This window comes from Malikia granosa (assembly GCF_002980595.1).
GTDB lineage: Bacteria > Pseudomonadota > Gammaproteobacteria > Burkholderiales > Burkholderiaceae_C > Malikia > Malikia granosa.
Map to the genome: position 1 here is coordinate 1 of NZ_PVLQ01000005.1, position 14,443 is coordinate 14,443.

Annotated in this window: 23 protein-coding genes and 1 tRNA gene; 2 read left to right on the forward strand and 22 right to left on the reverse strand. The window is 64.3% G+C overall.

Translation table 11 applies throughout. From position 1 onward, the window contains the following. Positions 1-4 precede the first annotated feature (4 nt). On the forward strand, positions 5-79 hold the full coding sequence (locus C6P64_RS18770; protein ID WP_425436659.1) for a hypothetical protein: 75 nt from the start codon (positions 5-7) through the stop codon (positions 77-79). A gap of 127 nt (positions 80-206) precedes the next feature. Here the strand turns inward: C6P64_RS18770 and C6P64_RS00405 are convergent. The 19 genes from C6P64_RS00405 to rplN form a co-directional block, all read right to left on the reverse strand. Continuing rightward, positions 207-283 (reverse strand) — tRNA-Met (locus C6P64_RS00405). Positions 284-307: 24 nt separating this feature from the next. After that, positions 308-697, reverse strand: coding sequence for a 50S ribosomal protein L17 (gene rplQ, locus C6P64_RS00410; protein ID WP_105746623.1), 390 nt, complete (start codon positions 695-697; stop codon positions 308-310). A 71-nt stretch (positions 698-768) separates the two neighbouring features. Then, complete coding sequence (locus C6P64_RS00415; protein ID WP_105746624.1) at positions 769-1,755, reverse strand: DNA-directed RNA polymerase subunit alpha; 987 nt, start codon at positions 1,753-1,755, stop codon at positions 769-771. A gap of 108 nt (positions 1,756-1,863) precedes the next feature. Next, positions 1,864-2,487 carry a 30S ribosomal protein S4 gene (gene rpsD / locus C6P64_RS00420; protein WP_105746625.1) on the reverse strand — a complete coding sequence of 208 codons (624 nt, stop codon included), beginning with the start codon at positions 2,485-2,487 and terminating at the stop codon, positions 1,864-1,866. 162 nt (positions 2,488-2,649) lie between these two features. Then, on the reverse strand, positions 2,650-3,051 hold the full coding sequence (rpsK, locus tag C6P64_RS00425) for a 30S ribosomal protein S11 (protein WP_105746626.1): 402 nt from the start codon (positions 3,049-3,051) through the stop codon (positions 2,650-2,652). A 19-nt stretch (positions 3,052-3,070) separates the two neighbouring features. Further along, complete coding sequence (gene rpsM, locus C6P64_RS00430) at positions 3,071-3,436, reverse strand: 30S ribosomal protein S13 (protein ID WP_105746627.1); 366 nt, start codon at positions 3,434-3,436, stop codon at positions 3,071-3,073. An 18-nt stretch (positions 3,437-3,454) separates the two neighbouring features. Next, positions 3,455-3,568, reverse strand: a complete 114-nt coding sequence (gene rpmJ, locus C6P64_RS00435; RefSeq protein WP_072242940.1) for a 50S ribosomal protein L36 — start codon at positions 3,566-3,568, stop codon at positions 3,455-3,457. A 30-nt stretch (positions 3,569-3,598) separates the two neighbouring features. Next, complete coding sequence (infA, locus tag C6P64_RS00440) at positions 3,599-3,817, reverse strand: translation initiation factor IF-1 (RefSeq protein WP_105746628.1); 219 nt, start codon at positions 3,815-3,817, stop codon at positions 3,599-3,601. A 3-nt stretch (positions 3,818-3,820) separates the two neighbouring features. Continuing rightward, positions 3,821-5,140, reverse strand: a complete 1,320-nt coding sequence (secY, locus tag C6P64_RS00445) for a preprotein translocase subunit SecY (protein ID WP_105746629.1) — start codon at positions 5,138-5,140, stop codon at positions 3,821-3,823. 23 nt (positions 5,141-5,163) lie between these two features. After that, entirely contained in the window at positions 5,164-5,595 is a 432-nt protein-coding gene (gene rplO, locus C6P64_RS00450; protein WP_105746630.1) for a 50S ribosomal protein L15, read from the reverse strand. A gap of 13 nt (positions 5,596-5,608) precedes the next feature. Then, on the reverse strand, positions 5,609-5,791 hold the full coding sequence (gene rpmD, locus C6P64_RS00455; RefSeq protein ID WP_105746673.1) for a 50S ribosomal protein L30: 183 nt from the start codon (positions 5,789-5,791) through the stop codon (positions 5,609-5,611). A gap of 11 nt (positions 5,792-5,802) precedes the next feature. Continuing rightward, positions 5,803-6,318, reverse strand: coding sequence for a 30S ribosomal protein S5 (gene rpsE, locus C6P64_RS00460; protein ID WP_105746631.1), 516 nt, complete (start codon positions 6,316-6,318; stop codon positions 5,803-5,805). A gap of 14 nt (positions 6,319-6,332) precedes the next feature. Further along, positions 6,333-6,698 (reverse strand): 50S ribosomal protein L18, encoded by a 366-nt coding sequence (gene rplR, locus C6P64_RS00465; RefSeq protein WP_105746632.1) that lies wholly within the window; start codon positions 6,696-6,698, stop codon positions 6,333-6,335. A gap of 11 nt (positions 6,699-6,709) precedes the next feature. Beyond that, the gene (rplF, locus tag C6P64_RS00470) at positions 6,710-7,243 is read right to left on the reverse strand and encodes a 50S ribosomal protein L6 (protein WP_105746633.1); all 534 of its coding nucleotides are present in this window, start codon (positions 7,241-7,243) and stop codon (positions 6,710-6,712) included. A gap of 24 nt (positions 7,244-7,267) precedes the next feature. Next, on the reverse strand, positions 7,268-7,663 hold the full coding sequence (gene rpsH, locus C6P64_RS00475; RefSeq protein ID WP_105746634.1) for a 30S ribosomal protein S8: 396 nt from the start codon (positions 7,661-7,663) through the stop codon (positions 7,268-7,270). 18 nt (positions 7,664-7,681) lie between these two features. Next, entirely contained in the window at positions 7,682-7,987 is a 306-nt protein-coding gene (rpsN, locus tag C6P64_RS00480; RefSeq protein ID WP_105746635.1) for a 30S ribosomal protein S14, read from the reverse strand. A gap of 8 nt (positions 7,988-7,995) precedes the next feature. Beyond that, the gene (gene rplE, locus C6P64_RS00485) at positions 7,996-8,535 is read right to left on the reverse strand and encodes a 50S ribosomal protein L5 (RefSeq protein WP_105728902.1); all 540 of its coding nucleotides are present in this window, start codon (positions 8,533-8,535) and stop codon (positions 7,996-7,998) included. Positions 8,536-8,537: 2 nt separating this feature from the next. Beyond that, positions 8,538-8,858 (reverse strand): 50S ribosomal protein L24, encoded by a 321-nt coding sequence (rplX, locus tag C6P64_RS00490; RefSeq protein ID WP_105746636.1) that lies wholly within the window; start codon positions 8,856-8,858, stop codon positions 8,538-8,540. Positions 8,859-8,869: 11 nt separating this feature from the next. Then, positions 8,870-9,238: a 50S ribosomal protein L14 gene (gene rplN / locus C6P64_RS00495; protein WP_105728735.1), complete on the reverse strand. Its 369-nt coding sequence runs from the start codon at positions 9,236-9,238 to the stop codon at positions 8,870-8,872. Between the two features lie 276 nt (positions 9,239-9,514). Here rplN and proC point away from each other — a divergent pair, with 276 nt between their 5' ends. Further along, a complete protein-coding gene (gene proC / locus C6P64_RS00500) occupies positions 9,515-10,351 on the forward strand; it encodes a pyrroline-5-carboxylate reductase (protein ID WP_105746637.1) in 837 nt (278 codons plus the stop codon). Between the two features lie 9 nt (positions 10,352-10,360). Here proC and ubiA read toward each other — a convergent pair whose 3' ends face one another. The 3 genes from ubiA to recG are packed head-to-tail and all read right to left on the reverse strand — an operon-like array spanning position 10,361 to position 14,376. After that, positions 10,361-11,251, reverse strand: coding sequence for a 4-hydroxybenzoate octaprenyltransferase (gene ubiA, locus C6P64_RS00505; protein ID WP_105746638.1), 891 nt, complete (start codon positions 11,249-11,251; stop codon positions 10,361-10,363). Then, positions 11,248-12,219 carry a hydrogen peroxide-inducible genes activator gene (locus tag C6P64_RS00510; RefSeq protein WP_105746639.1) on the reverse strand — a complete coding sequence of 324 codons (972 nt, stop codon included), beginning with the start codon at positions 12,217-12,219 and terminating at the stop codon, positions 11,248-11,250. The genes ubiA and C6P64_RS00510 overlap by 4 nt, the downstream gene beginning before the upstream one ends. Positions 12,220-12,225: 6 nt before the next feature. After that, the gene (gene recG / locus C6P64_RS00515) at positions 12,226-14,376 is read right to left on the reverse strand and encodes an ATP-dependent DNA helicase RecG (RefSeq protein ID WP_105746640.1); all 2,151 of its coding nucleotides are present in this window, start codon (positions 14,374-14,376) and stop codon (positions 12,226-12,228) included. Positions 14,377-14,443 lie beyond the last annotated feature (67 nt).

Genomic DNA, 14,443 nt, shown 5'->3' on the forward strand with positions numbered 1-14,443 from the left:
GGGCATCCATGCCTTTGACCAATGGGGGGTCGAGCTCGGCAAGACCATGGCCAAGCAGATGGAAGCGAACGCCAACTGAAGAAGTCGGCGGCACGGCAGGGAAAGATCCTTGCCGCTGACTCATGGCTGGACTGATGTAGCGGCCAGCAAGCCAAAACAAAAAAGCCTGCTATCGCAGGCTTTTTGTCTGGTTGAACCAGGAATTCTGGTTGCGCGGGCAAGATTTGAACTTGCGACCTTTGGGTTATGAGCCCAACGAGCTACCAGGCTGCTCCACCGCGCGTCAAGAATTGAATTCTAGCACGAATTACTCGGCTGCCGGGGCTTCAGCCGAAGCGTCAGCGCGGTCGACCAGTTCGATCAGGGCCATCGGGGCGTTGTCGCCGACGCGGAAGCCCATCTTCAGGATGCGGGTGTAGCCGCCCGGACGGTTGGCAGAGCGCGGGCCCAGGTCGTTGAACAGCTTGGTGACGACGTCGCGGTCACGCAGACGGTCGAAAGCCAGGCGGCGGTTGGCGACCGAGTCGACCTTGGCCAGGGTGATCATGCGCTCGACGACGCGACGCAGTTCCTTGGCCTTGGGCACGGTGGTCTTGATGGCCTCGTGCGTGAGCAGCGAGTTCATCATGTTGCGCAGCATGGCCTGGCGGTGGGCGCTGGTGCGGTTGAGCTTGCGAAGTCCGTTTCCGTGACGCATGGTAGTTTCCTTTGAATATTTACCCGCGGCCGTATCAGGTACCGCAGGGGGTCAGGGGCAGAAAAAGGGGGTCAGTGCTTTTCCAGGCCGGCGGGCGGCCAGTTTTCCAGCTTCATGCCCAGCGTCAAGCCGCGCGAAGCCAGCACTTCCTTGATTTCGTTGAGCGACTTGCGACCCAGGTTCGGGGTCTTGAGCAGCTCGTTCTCGGTGCGCTGGATCAGGTCACCGATGTAGTAGATGTTCTCGGCCTTCAGGCAGTTGGCGGAACGCACGGTCAGCTCGAGCTCGTCGACCGGGCGCAGCAGCACCGGGTCAAACTGCTGGGTCACGCCGCTCTTGACGGCACCGTTCTCGAACACGTCAGCGCCTTCGAGCTGGGCGAACACGGCCAGCTGCTCGACCAGGATCTTGGCAGCAGCGCGCACGGCCTCTTCCGGACCGACGGCACCGTTGGTCTCGATCTCGAGCACCAGCTTGTCGAGGTCGGTACGCTGCTCGACGCGGGCGTTCTCGACCGCGTAGCTCACGCGCTTGATCGGGGAGAAGGAAGCGTCCAGCAGGATGCGACCGATGGCTCGGGTCGAATCGTCGCCACGGCGCAGGTTGCCCGGCACATAGCCACGGCCCTTCTCGACCTTGATCTGCATGTCGAGCTTGGCACCGGCCGACAGCGTGGCGATCGGATGCTCGGGATTCAGGATCTCGACGTCGTGCGGGGTCTGGATGTCAGCGGCAGTGACCACGCCAGCACCGTCCTTGCGCAGGCTCAGCGTGACTTCGTCACGGCCATGCAGCTTGAAGACCACGCCCTTGAGGTTGAGCAGGATGCTGACGACATCTTCCTGGACGCCATCGATCGAGGAATACTCGTGCACCACACCCGCGATCGTCACTTCCGTCGGCGCATGTCCCACCATGGAGGACAGCAGCACACGGCGCAGGGCGTTGCCCAGCGTGTGGCCGTAACCGCGCTCGAAGGGCTCGAGCACGACCTTGGCCTTGTTGGCCGTCAGTTGCTCGACGTTGATGTTCTTGGGCTTGAGCAGATTATTCAGCATTCGGACTTCCTTCAATACCCTCGGCTCGTTACGCCGATAAGGCCGATGGAGCACAAATCCCGGACTCCGCAGCTGAGCAGAATCCGGGCACTAGGGAGACTCTCGCGATTAACGCGAGTACAGTTCGACGATCAGCGATTCGTTGATGTCGGAACCGAACTCGTCGCGGTCAGGCGACTTCTTGAACACGCCTTCGGCCTTGTCGGCAGCGACTTCGACCCAGGCGGGGAAGCCGATTTGCTTGGCGAGTTCCAGCGCCTCGATGATGCGGGCTTGCTTCTTCGACTTCTCGCGCACGGCGACGACGTCACCGGCCTTGACCGAGTAGGACGGGATGTTGACGCTCTGGCCGTTCACCAGGATGGCCTTGTGCGACACCAGCTGGCGTGCTTCGGAACGGGTGGAGGCAAAGCCCATGCGGAAGACGACGTTGTCCAGGCGGGATTCCAGCAGGGACAGCAGGGTGGCGCCGGTGTTGCCACGGCGACGGTCGGCTTCGGCGAAGTAGCGGCGGAACTGGCGCTCGAGCACGCCGTAGATGCGCTTGACCTTTTGCTTTTCGCGCAGTTGCAGGCCGAAGTCGGAGGTACGCTGACCCGAGGTACGGCCATGCTGGCCCGGCTTGGTGTCGAACTTGGCCTTGTCGCTGATCGAGCGGCGGGCGCTCTTGAGCAGCAGGTCGGTGCCTTCACGGCGGGAAAGTTTGGCCTTGGGGCCGATATAACGTGCCACGTTGATTCCTTTTATGCACTGCCGCAAGAGTTGTCTTGCGGGAGCCGCCCCTGACAGGGGGTGGCGGTGGTCTTAACGACAAACACCACCGCAGCGACGCTGCGGTGGCGACCAAAACAAAAGCCTTGGATTATAGCGCTCTCGTACTGATCGACCAAGCGATCAGATACGACGACGCTTTTGCGGACGGCAGCCGTTGTGCGGCACCGGGGTCACGTCGGAGATCGAGGTGATGCGGATGCCCAGGGCGCCCAGGGCGCGCACCGAGGATTCGCGGCCCGGACCCGGACCCTTGATTTCGACGTCCAGGTTCTTGATGCCCTGTTCGATCGCGGCACGGCCAGCCACTTCGGAAGCAACCTGAGCAGCGAAGGGAGTCGACTTGCGCGAACCCTTGAAGCCCTGGCCACCCGACGAAGCCCAGGACAGAGCGTTGCCCTGGCGGTCGGTGATGGTGATGATCGTGTTGTTGAACGAAGCGTGGACGTGCGCGATACCGTCGGCGATGTTCTTGCGAACCTTCTTACGGACGCGGGCGGCGGCGCTGGATTGTTGCTTAGCCATGGTTATCCTTCAATCCGGTTTATTTCTTCAGCGACTGGGCGGCCTTGCGCGGACCCTTGCGGGTACGGGCGTTGGTCTTGGTGCGCTGACCGCGGACCGGCAGGCCGCGGCGATGACGGAAACCGCGGTAGCAACCGATGTCCATCAAACGCTTGATGTTCATCGTGGTTTCGCGGCGCAGGTCGCCTTCGATCGTGTAGGTGTTGACCACGTCGCGAACCTTTTCGAGTTCGGCGTCGGACAAGTCCTTGATCTTCTTGTTGTACTCGATGCCACAAGCTTCGCAGATCTGACGCGCACGGGTGCGGCCGATACCGAAGATGGAGGTCAGGCCGATCTCGGCGTGCTTGTGAGGCGGAATGTTGATACCAGCAATACGTGCCATGGTGGTCCCTTAAACGTATCAGCCTTGACGCTGCTTGTGTCGCGGGTCGGTGCAAATAACGCGCACGACGCCATGGCGACGGATGATCTTACAGTTGCGGCACATTTTCTTGACCGAAGCCGAAACTCTCATGTCATTCTCCTGAAGAAATCTCAAAACTCTTTACTTGGCGCGGAACACGATCCGGGCACGCGTGAGGTCATAAGGGGTCAGTTCGACCTTGACCTTGTCACCAGGAAGGATGCGGATGTAGTGCATGCGCATCTTTCCCGAAATGTGGCCCAGGACCACGTGCCCGTTTTCCAGCTTTACCCGGAACGTGGCGTTGGGGAGGTTCTCTAGCACCTCGCCCTGCATCTCGATCACATCATCCTTGGCCATCGATCAGACACCTGGTGCTGCCTTGAAGTTGGCCTTTTTCAACAAGGACTCGTACTGTTGCGACATCAGGTAGTTCTGCACCTGGGCCATGAAGTCCATGGTCACCACCACGATGATCAGCAGCGAAGTGCCACCGAAGTAGAACGGAACGTTGTACTTCAGGATCAGGAACTCCGGCAGCAGACAGACCAGCGTGATGTAGATCGCACCAGCCAGCGTCAAGCGCACCAGCACCTTGTCGATGTGCCTGGCCGTCTGGTCACCCGGACGGATGCCCGGAATGAAGGCACCGCTCTTCTTCAGGTTGTCTGCGGTCTCACGGCTGTTGAATACCAGCGCGGTGTAGAAGAAGCAGAAGAACACGATCGCTGCGGCGTAGAGCGCCACGTAGATCGGCTGTCCCGGCGACAGTGCCGAAGCAATGTCGCGCAACCAGCGCGTACCGTCACCGGTACTCACCCAACTGACCACCGTGGTGGGCAGCAGGATGATGGACGAAGCAAAGATCGGGGGAATGACGCCAGCCATGTTCAGCTTGAGCGGCAGGTGCGACGATTGACCGCCATACACCTTGTTGCCCACCTGACGGCGTGCGTAGTTCACCAGGATCTTGCGTTGTCCGCGCTCGACGAACACCACGAAGTAGGTCACGAGGACCACCAGGGCGACGATGAAGATCGCCACCAGGGGAGCCATCGCGCCGGTGCGAACCAGTTCGAACAGGCCACCGATAGCGCTCGGGAGACCCGCAGCGATACCGGCGAAGATCAGGATCGAGATGCCGTTGCCCAGGCCACGCTCGGTGATTTGCTCACCCAGCCACATCAGGAACATCGTACCGGCGACCAGGGTCACGACGGTGGTCAGGCGGAAGCCGAAACCAGGGTCGATCACCAGGCCTTGCGTGCCTTCCAGTGCCAGGGCGATGCCGAGCGACTGGAAGATGGCGAGGCCCACGGTGCCGATGCGGGTGTACTGCGTGATCTTGCGCTTGCCAGCTTCGCCTTCCTTCTTCATCTGCTCGAAGGCGGGCAGGATATAGCCCATGAGCTGCATGACGATGGAAGCCGAGATGTACGGCATGATCCCCAACGCGAACACGGTGAAGCGCGACAGCGCTCCGCCCGAGAACATGTTGAACAGGTTCAGGATGCCGCCCTGCTGGCCCTTGAAGAGCTGGGCCAGCTGGTCGGGGTTGATACCTGGCACCGGGATATGAGCCCCGATACGGTAGACGACCAATGCCAGCAGCAGGAACACGAGCCGGCGACGGAGGTCGCCGAACTTGCCTGTCTTCGCGAGGGTAGCAGCGTTAGTGGCCACGAGCAGTTCCGGTTAAAACCCGATCAGGCCAACGAGCCGCCAGCGGCTTCGATGGCTTCCTTGGCGCCAGCAGTCGCGCCGACGTTGGTCAGCTTGACGGCCAGAGTCAGTTCACCGGTCTTGATGACCTTGACCTTCTTGGCCAGTTCCGGCACGAGGCCAGCGGCTTTGAGAGTCAGCAGATCGACTTCTGCAGCGCCCAGCGCTTGCAGGTCGGACAGAGTCACTTCGGCGTTGTACTTCAGGCTTTGGGACTTGAAGCCACGCTTGGGCAGTCGGCGCTGCAGCGGCATCTGGCCGCCTTCGAAACCGACCTTGTGGTAGCCGCCCGAACGCGACTTTTGGCCCTTGTGGCCACGGCCAGCGGTCTTGCCGAGACCGGAGCCAATGCCACGGCCCACGCGACGCTTGGCGTGCTTGGCACCGGCAGCGGGCTTGAGAGTGTTGAGTTCCATGTCTTGACTCCGATCAGATCACTTTGATCAGGTAACTGATCTTGTTGATCATGCCGCGCACTGCGGGGGTATCCTGCAGTTCGCTGGTGCTGTTGAGTTTGCGCAGGCCCAGGCCGCGCACGGTGGCGCGATGGTCCTCTTTGCAGCCGATGGGGCTGCGAACCAGTTGAACCTTGATGGTGTTATTGGCAGTCATGATCTCTCCCATCAGCCCAGGATCTCTTCCACCGACTTGCCGCGCTTGGAGGCGACGTCAGCCGGGGTGGTCGAGTTCTTCAGAGCGTCCAGAGTGGCGCGGACCAGGTTGTAGGGGTTGCTCGAGCCATGGCTCTTGGCCACGACGTCGGTGATGCCCAGCACCTCGAAAACGGCACGCATCGGGCCGCCGGCGATGATGCCGGTACCCTTGGCGGCCGGCAGCATCATGACGTTGGCAGCGCCGTGGTGACCCTTGACTGCGTGATGCAGGGAGCCATTCTTCAGCGAAACCTTGATCATGTTGCGGCGGGCTTCGTCCATGCCCTTTTGCACGGCGGCCGGCACTTCACGGGACTTGCCCTTGCCCATGCCGACGCGGCCGTCGCCGTCGCCAACCACGGTCAGTGCGGCGAAAGCCATGATGCGACCGCCCTTGACCACTTTGGTCACGCGGTTGACCGCGATCATCTTCTCGCGCAAGCCGTCGTCAGCTTCGCTCTTCACGTTAGCTTGAAATTTAGCCATTTGCGTATCCCCAATCAGAATTGCAGGCCGGCTTCACGCGCGGCGTCTGCCAGGGCCTTAACGCGGCCGTGATAGGCAAAGCCCGAACGGTCGAAAGCCACTTTCTCGATACCGGCGGCCTTCGCCTTCTCGGCGATGCGCTTGCCGATCAGCTCGGCTGCAGCCTTGTTGCCACCCTTGCCGGCGGCACCCAGTGCGGCACGCACTTCGGCTTCGACGGTAGAGGCCGAAGCCAGCACCTTGCTGCCGTCGCCAGAGATGACGCTGGCATAGATGTGCAGGTTGGTACGGTTCACGGTCAGACGGACGGCGCCTTGCTGTGCAATGCGGATGCGGGTCTGACGGGCACGGCGCAAACGCTGTTCTTTTTTCGTCAACATGTTCGCAGTCCTTATTTCTTCTTGGTCTCTTTGATCACGACCTTTTCATCCGCATAACGGATGCCCTTGCCCTTGTAGGGCTCGGGAGGACGCACGGCACGGACTTCGGAAGCGATCTGGCCAACGCGCTGACGGTCAGCGCCCTTGATCACGACTTCGGTCGGGGTCGGGGTGGCGACCGTGATGCCAGCGGGCATCTCGATGTTCACCGGGTGCGAGAAACCGACGGCCAGGTTGAGCTTGTTGCCCGAGGCGGCGGCCTTGTAGCCCACGCCGATCAGGGTCAGCTTCTTCTCGAAGCCCTTGCTCACGCCATTGACCATGTTGTTGACCAACTGGCGGATGGTGCCGCTCATGGCGTTGGCTTCACGCGATTCGTCGACCGGGCTGAACGACAGCTTGCCGTCAGCGCTTTCGACCTTGACCAGCGCGCTCTGAGCCAGCTCCATGGCGCCCAGGGCACCCTTGACGCTGATGGTTTCGGGCTTGATGGCCACTTCCACGCCTTGCGGAATGGCGACTGCCTGCTTACCTACACGAGACATTTCAGATACTCCTCAATGCGCGCGTTAGGCGACGAAACACAGAACTTCACCGCCGACACCGGCAGCGCGCGCTTTGCGATCGGTCATCACGCCCTGGGGGGTGGTGACGATGGCGACGCCCAGGCCATTCTGGACCTGGGGGATGTCCTTGCTGCCCTTGTAGACACGCAGGCCAGGACGGCTGACGCGCTCGATGCGCTCGATGACCGGACGGCCAGCATAGTACTTGAGGGCGATTTCGAGCTGGCTCTTGCCGGCTTCGGTCTTGACTTGGAATCCGTCGATGTAGCCTTCGTCCTTCAACACCTGGGCGATGGCGGTCTTCACTTTGGAAGACGGCATGGCCACTGCGGCCTTGCTCACCATCTGGGCGTTGCGGATGCGGGTCAGCATATCGGCGATAGGATCACTCATGCTCATTTGGGGTTCTCCTACGGCTTACCAGCTGGCTTTGGTGACGCCGGGAATTTCACCGGCGAAAGCCAATTCACGCACCTTGGCACGGGCCAGACCGAACTGGCGGAAGGTACCACGGGGACGACCGGTGATTTCACAACGGTTGTGCTGGCGGGTCGGGTTGGCGTTGCGGGGCAGCTTCTGCAGACCCAGGCGGGCTGCATCGCGCTCTTCGTCGGAACGCTTGGCGTCACCGGCGATGGACTTCAACTCGTTGTACTTGTTGGCGAACTTGGCGGCGAGTTTCTCGCGCTTCAGTTCGCGCTGGAGCAAAGCTTGTTTAGCCACAAACCACCTCAGTTCTTGAACGGGAAACGGAAACCAGCCAGCAGTGCCTTGCACTCGGCGTCGGTCTTGGCGGTCGTCGTGATGCTGATGTTCAGACCACGCAGAGCATCCACCTTGTCGTACTCGATCTCGGGGAAGATGATCTGTTCTTTGACGCCAACGTTGTAGTTGCCACGGCCGTCGAAGGACTTGCCGGAGATACCACGGAAGTCACGCACGCGCGGCAGGGCCACGGTGACGAAACGGTCCAGGAATTCGTACATCTGGGCGCCACGCAGGGTGACCATGCAACCGATCGGCTGCTGTTCGCGGATCTTGAAACCAGCGATGGCCTTGCGGGCCTTGGTCACGACCGGCTTCTGGCCAGCGATCTTGGTCAGGTCGCCGACGGCGTGATCCATGACCTTCTTGTCGGCAACCGCTTCCGAGACACCCATGTTCAGGGTGATCTTGGTGATGCGCGGCACTTCCATGACGGACTTGTAGCCGAACTGCTCTTTCAGAGCCGGTGCGACCTTGTCGCGGTAGATTTCTTGAAAGCGTGCCATGGTCATGCTGCCTTGATTTCTTCGCCGGAAGACTTGAAGACGCGGACTTTCTTGCCGTCTTCGGTCACCTTGACGCCGACGCGATCGGCCTTGCCGGTGGCGGCGTTGAAGATAGCCACGTTGGACTGGTGAATGGGCATGGTCTTGTCGACGATGCCGCCAGCGATGCCCTTCATGGGGTTCGGCTTGGCATGCTTCTTGACCAGGTTGATGCCCTCAACCACCAGACGCTCTTCATCGGCGCGCGACACCACGGTGCCACGCTTGCCCTTGTCGCGACCAGCGATGACGATGACTTCGTCGCCTTTACGGATCTTGTTCATGTGTCGACTCCTTACAGGACCTCAGGGGCCAGGGACACGATCTTCATGAACTTCTCGGTACGCAGTTCACGCGTCACGGGGCCGAAGATGCGGGTGCCGATAGGCTCCAGCTTGGCATTGAGCAGGACGGCGGCGTTGCCGTCGAACTTCACCTTGGCACCATCGCCGCGGCGGATGCCGGCAGCGGTACGGACGACCACAGCGTTGTAGACCTCGCCTTTTTTGACGCGGCCACGCGGTGCGGCTTCCTTGATGCTCACTTTGATGATGTCGCCCACGCTGGCGTAACGGCGCTTGGAGCCGCCCAGCACTTTGATGCACATCACGGACTTGGCGCCCGTGTTGTCAGCAACATCGAGTCGAGATTGCGTTTGGATCATTTGATTTAAGTCCCAACTTGAATCCCAGCGGCCACCACGGCCACAGGCGATCAGTCTTGGGCCCGTCGTTGGCAGCCAGCTCACGGTTTGCAACCGCGCTCCGGCCGACTTCGCTGGGCAGATACTTCACCCACTACGGGCGAAGAGAAAGATTATCCAACAATTCAGCAAACTAGGCAAGGGGTTTTGCGCGGCAAATGCAACAGCCGCCGCGGGCCAGGCAGCGCCCCCGCCCGCCCGGCCAGCAGCCGGGCCGCGCGGGTAAGATCGGTGTCCATGAAGCAAGAGCCGACCTCCATCGCATCGACCCGCATCGCCTTCATCGGCGGCGGCAACATGGCCAGCGCCATCATCGGCGGGCTGATCCAGCAAGGCCTGGACGGCAGCCGCATCGCGGTCGTCGAGCCGCTCGCCGAGCAGCGCGAGCGCCTCGAATCGCGCTATGGCGTGACCACGCTCGAAGCCGCAGGCCCGGAGCTGCAGGGTTTCGATCTCGTAGTCTGGGCCGTCAAGCCGCAGATCATCAAGCAGGTCGCGACCGACTGCGCCCAGCACCTGGCGGGCGCGCTGCACCTGAGCGTGGCCGCTGGCATCCGCAGCGACAGCCTGGCGGCCTGGCTGGGCAGCGAGCGCATCGTGCGCGCCATGCCCAACACGCCGGCGCTGGTCGGCCAGGGCATGACCGGCCTGTACGCCCGCACCGCGGTCGTGGCGGCGGACCGCGGCCTGATCGAGGCCGTGATCGGCACCACCGGCCAGTACCTGTGGGTCGAGCGCGAGGCCGACCTCGACGCGGTGACCGCGCTGTCGGGCTCGGGCCCGGCCTATGTGTTCTATTTCCTGGAAGCGATGCGCCAGGCCGGCACCGAGATGGGGCTGAGCGCCGAGACCGCGACCCGGCTCGCGATCGGCACCTTCGCCGGCGCCGCCCGGCTGGCCCAGGACGCGAGCGAGCCGCCCGAGGTGCTGCGCGAGCGCGTGACCTCCAAGGGCGGCACCACCTATGCCGCGCTGTGCTCGCTGGAAGACAGCGGCGTCAAGGCCAGCTTCGTCAAGGCGCTGCATGCGGCCAGCCAGCGCGCCAAGGAACTCGGCGACGAGTTCGGCGCCTGAGTCGGCGCTTCAGTTCAGCGCGTAACTGCCGGCCACGCCCAGGAACAGGGTCAGGCCGAGCCAGTGGTTGAGGCGGAAGGCACGGAAGCAGCCTTCGCGCGTGCGCTCGCGGATCATGCCGTAGTGCCAGACCACCTGGGCCAGCGCCGCGGCGAATGCCAGGCCCAACACCGGGCCGCCGATCCAGGGCCAGAGCAGCCAGGCCCACAGCCCCAGGTGCAGCAGGTAGAAGGCCATCACGGCAGCGACATCCCAGCGCCCGAGCGTGATGGCCGAGGTCTTCATGCCGATGCGCAGGTCGTCGTCGCGGTCGACCATCGCGTATTCGGTGTCATAGGCCAGCACCCAGAACAGCTTGCCGAGCAGCAGCGCCCAGGCCTGCCAGGGCACCTGGCCCTGGATGGCGGCGTAGGCCATCGGGATGCCGAATCCGAAGGCCACGCCCAGTACCGCCTGCGGCATCGCGATATGGCGCTTGGCATAGGGATAGAGCATGGCCACCAGCAGCGCCGGCACCGACAGCGCGATGGTGATGGCATTGGTCGTGAGCACCAGGCCGAAGGCCAGCAGGGCCAGTCCGGCGCCGACGAGCAGCGCTTCCCGGGTCGAGATCCGGCCGCTGGTGATGGGACGCTGCGCGGTGCGCTTGACATGGCGATCGAAGTCGCGGTCGGCGACGTCGTTGATGCAGCAGCCGGCGCTGCGCATCAGGATGGTGCCGAGCGTGAAGACCAGCAACAGCTGCCAGCCCGGCCAGCCACCGGCGGCCAGCCAGAGCGCCGACAGCGTGGGCCAGAGCAGCAGCAGCCAGCCAGCCGGCCGGTTCCAGCGGATCAGGTCGAGGTAGAGCGCGAGCTTGGCGCGCCAAGCCGGCAACGCGGCAACGGGGCTGTGGTTCATGCGGACAGTCTCTTGACGCCGGGCAGTTCGCAGGCGTAGATGGCATTGCGCAGCGCGGCGATGGCCTCGTAGCGCGTGAAGCTGCGGCGCCAGGCCAGCACGACGCGACGCATCGGCGGCTCGCCAGCGAACGGCAGGTAGCGCAGGTAGGAGGCATCGCCCGGGCCCGATCCGGGCGGCAGGGCCCTGGCGCCCGGATCGAGCGCGGAGTTCGGCACGCTCAGGCGCGGCACCAGCGTGACGCCCATGCCGGCGGCGACCATGTGGCGGATGGTCTCGAGCGAGCTGCCCTCGAAGCTCTTCCTGATGCCCTCGGCGTCGTTCGAGAAGCGGGCGAACTCGGGACAGACCTCGAGCACATGGTCGCGGAAGCAGTGGCCGGCGCCCAGCAGCAGCATGGTTTCCTGCTTGAGCTGCTCGGCCGTGACCTCGTCCTGCTGCGCCAGCGCATGCGCCACCGGCACCACCGCGACGAAGGGTTCGTCGTAGAGCGGCGCGATCGCGAGGTTGGTGTCGGGAAAGGGCTCGGCCAGGATGGCGGCGTCGATCTCGCCCAGGCGCAGCTGCTCGAGCAGCTTGGCGGTCAGGTTCTCCTGCAGCATCAGCGGCATCTGCGGCGTGCGCTGGATCACCTGGCGCACCAGGTCGGGCAGCAGGTAGGGACCGATGGTGAAGATCACGCCCAGGCGCAGCGGACCGGCGAGCGGGTCCTTGCCGCGCTTGGCGATCTCCTTGATCGAGGCCGCCTGCTCGAGCACGACCTGGGCCTGGCGCACGATTTCCTCGCCCAGCGGCGTGACGGCGACCTCGCTCGCGTTGCGCTCGAACAATTTGAGCTCGAGCTCTTCCTCGAGCTTCTTGATCGCCACGCTGAGCGTGGGCTGGGAGACGAAGCAGGCCTCGGCCGCCTTGCCGAAATGGCGTTCGCGCGCGACGGCGACGATGTACTTGAGTTCGGTCAGCGTCATGGGGATTCAGGCCTTCAGATAATCGGATTTTCCGCCCAGCCAGCGATCGACATGCTGTTGCGCCAGGCGCGGCCAGCGTTCGAGCATGACCGGCGCCCAGGCGCGCGCCCATTCGAGCAGGTGGATGTCGGTCGCGAGATCGGCAAAGCGCAGCATGGCGGCGCCCGACTGGCGCGCGCCGAGGAACTCGCCGGGGCCGCGGATCTCGAGGTCGCGCCGGGCGATCTCGAAGCCATCGGTGGTCTCGGCCATGGCGCGCAGGCGCTCGCGCGCGGTCTCGCTCAGGCGCCCGGACTCGTTGGTCGAATACAGCAGCAGGCAGGCCGAGGCTGCCGCGCCGCGCCCGACCCGGCCGCGCAGCTGGTGCAGCTGGCTCAGGCCGAAGCGCTCGGCATGCTCGATCACCATCAGCGAGGCGTTCGGCACATCGACGCCGACCTCGATCACGGTGGTGCTGACCAGCACGCCCATCAGGCCGGCGCTGAACAGCGCCATCACCGCCTTCTTCTCGGCCGGTGGCATGCGCGAGTGCAGCAGGCCGACGCGCAGCGGCTGGCCGTCGGCGCTGCACAGGCCCTCCATCGCGGCGCTGAGCTCGAGATGGGTGGCGGTCGCGTTGCCGAGGTCGAGCGCCTCGCTCTCCTCGATCAAGGGGCAGACCCAGTAGACCTGGCGGCCCTGCGCGACCTGGGCCCGGATGCGGCCGATGACCTCGTCGCGCCGGCTGTCCGAGACGACCTTGGTCACTATGGGACTGCGGCCAGGAGGCAGCTCGTCGATGGTCGAGACGTCGAGATCGGCGTAGTAGCTCATCGCGAGCGTGCGCGGGATCGGGGTCGCGCTCATCATCAGCAGGTGCGGCTCCAGGCCGGCGTCGCGCATCTTCTCGCGCAAGGCCAGGCGCTGCGCGACGCCGAAGCGGTGCTGCTCGTCGATCACGGCCAGCGCCAGGTTCTGGAACTGGACCTGCTCCTGGATCACGGCATGGGTGCCGACCACCAGCGCGGCCTCGCCCGAGGCGATGCGCGCCAGCATGGCGGCGCGCTCCTTCTTCTTCTGGCTGCCGGTCAGCCAGGCCACGCCCTTGCCCAGCGGCGCCAGCAGTGGCTCGAGCCAGCCGACCAGCTTGCTGAAATGCTGCTCGGCCAGGATCTCGGTCGGCGCCATCAGCGCGCATTGCCAGCCGGCGTCGATCGCGACCGTGGCGGCCAGCGCCGCGACCACGGTCTTGCCGCTGCCGACATCGCCCTGCAGCAGGCGGTGCATCGGCACCGGGCGCGCCAGGTCGGCCGCGATCTCGTCGACGACGCGGGACTGGGCCCCGGTCAGGCCGAAGGGCAGGACCGCCAGCAGCTGCTGGTCCAGCCCGTCCGGGCGGCGCGGCAAGGCCGGCGCGCGCAGCCGGTCGCGCTCCTGCTTGGCGCGCTGCTGCGACAGCTGCTGCGCCAGCAGCTCCTCGGCCTTCAGCCGCTGCCAGGCCGGATGGCTGCGGTCCTCGAGCGCGGCGAGCGAAGTATCGGGACGCGGGTGGTGCAGGAAATGCAGCGCCTCGCGCAGTGTCCAGGGCGGCTGTGCCGAGCCGTTGCGGCCACGCAGCCGCAGGCCCGGGCAGTCGGCGATTGCCTCGGGCGGAATGGTGTCGCCGAGGTCGGCGCGCTCCAGGCCGCTGAGCACGGCCCGGCGCAGATAGGCCTGCGGCAGTCCGGCGCTGGTCGGGTAGACCGGGGTCAGCGCATCGGGCAGCTCGCCGCCGGCGACGCGGAAGGTCGGGTGCATCATGGTCCAGCCCAGGAAGCCGCCGCGCAGCTCGCCGCGCGCGCGGATGCGCTCGCCGACCGCCAGCGTCTTCTGGTGCGAGGGATAGAAACTGAAGAAGCGCAGCGTGCAGCGCTCGCTGCCATCGTCGAGCACGACCAGCAGCTGGCGCCGCGGGCCCAGGGAGAGCTCGCAGGAGGTCACAATGCCCTCGATCTGCACTTCCTCGCCCTCGCGCGCCTCGCGCAGGCGCACGATGCGGGTCTCGTCCTCGTAGCGCAGCGGCAAATGCAGCGCGAGGTCGATCGCGCGCACCAGCCCGAGCTTGCGCAACGCCTTCTGCGGTGCGGACAGGGGCTTGCTGGCGGCAACCGGTGGCGGAGCGGACAAGGCGTCTGACATGGCGGCATTTTGCCGCAGCCGGCCCCGCTTTGCGCCCGAACGGAAAAGCAGACAATCACGGTATCCA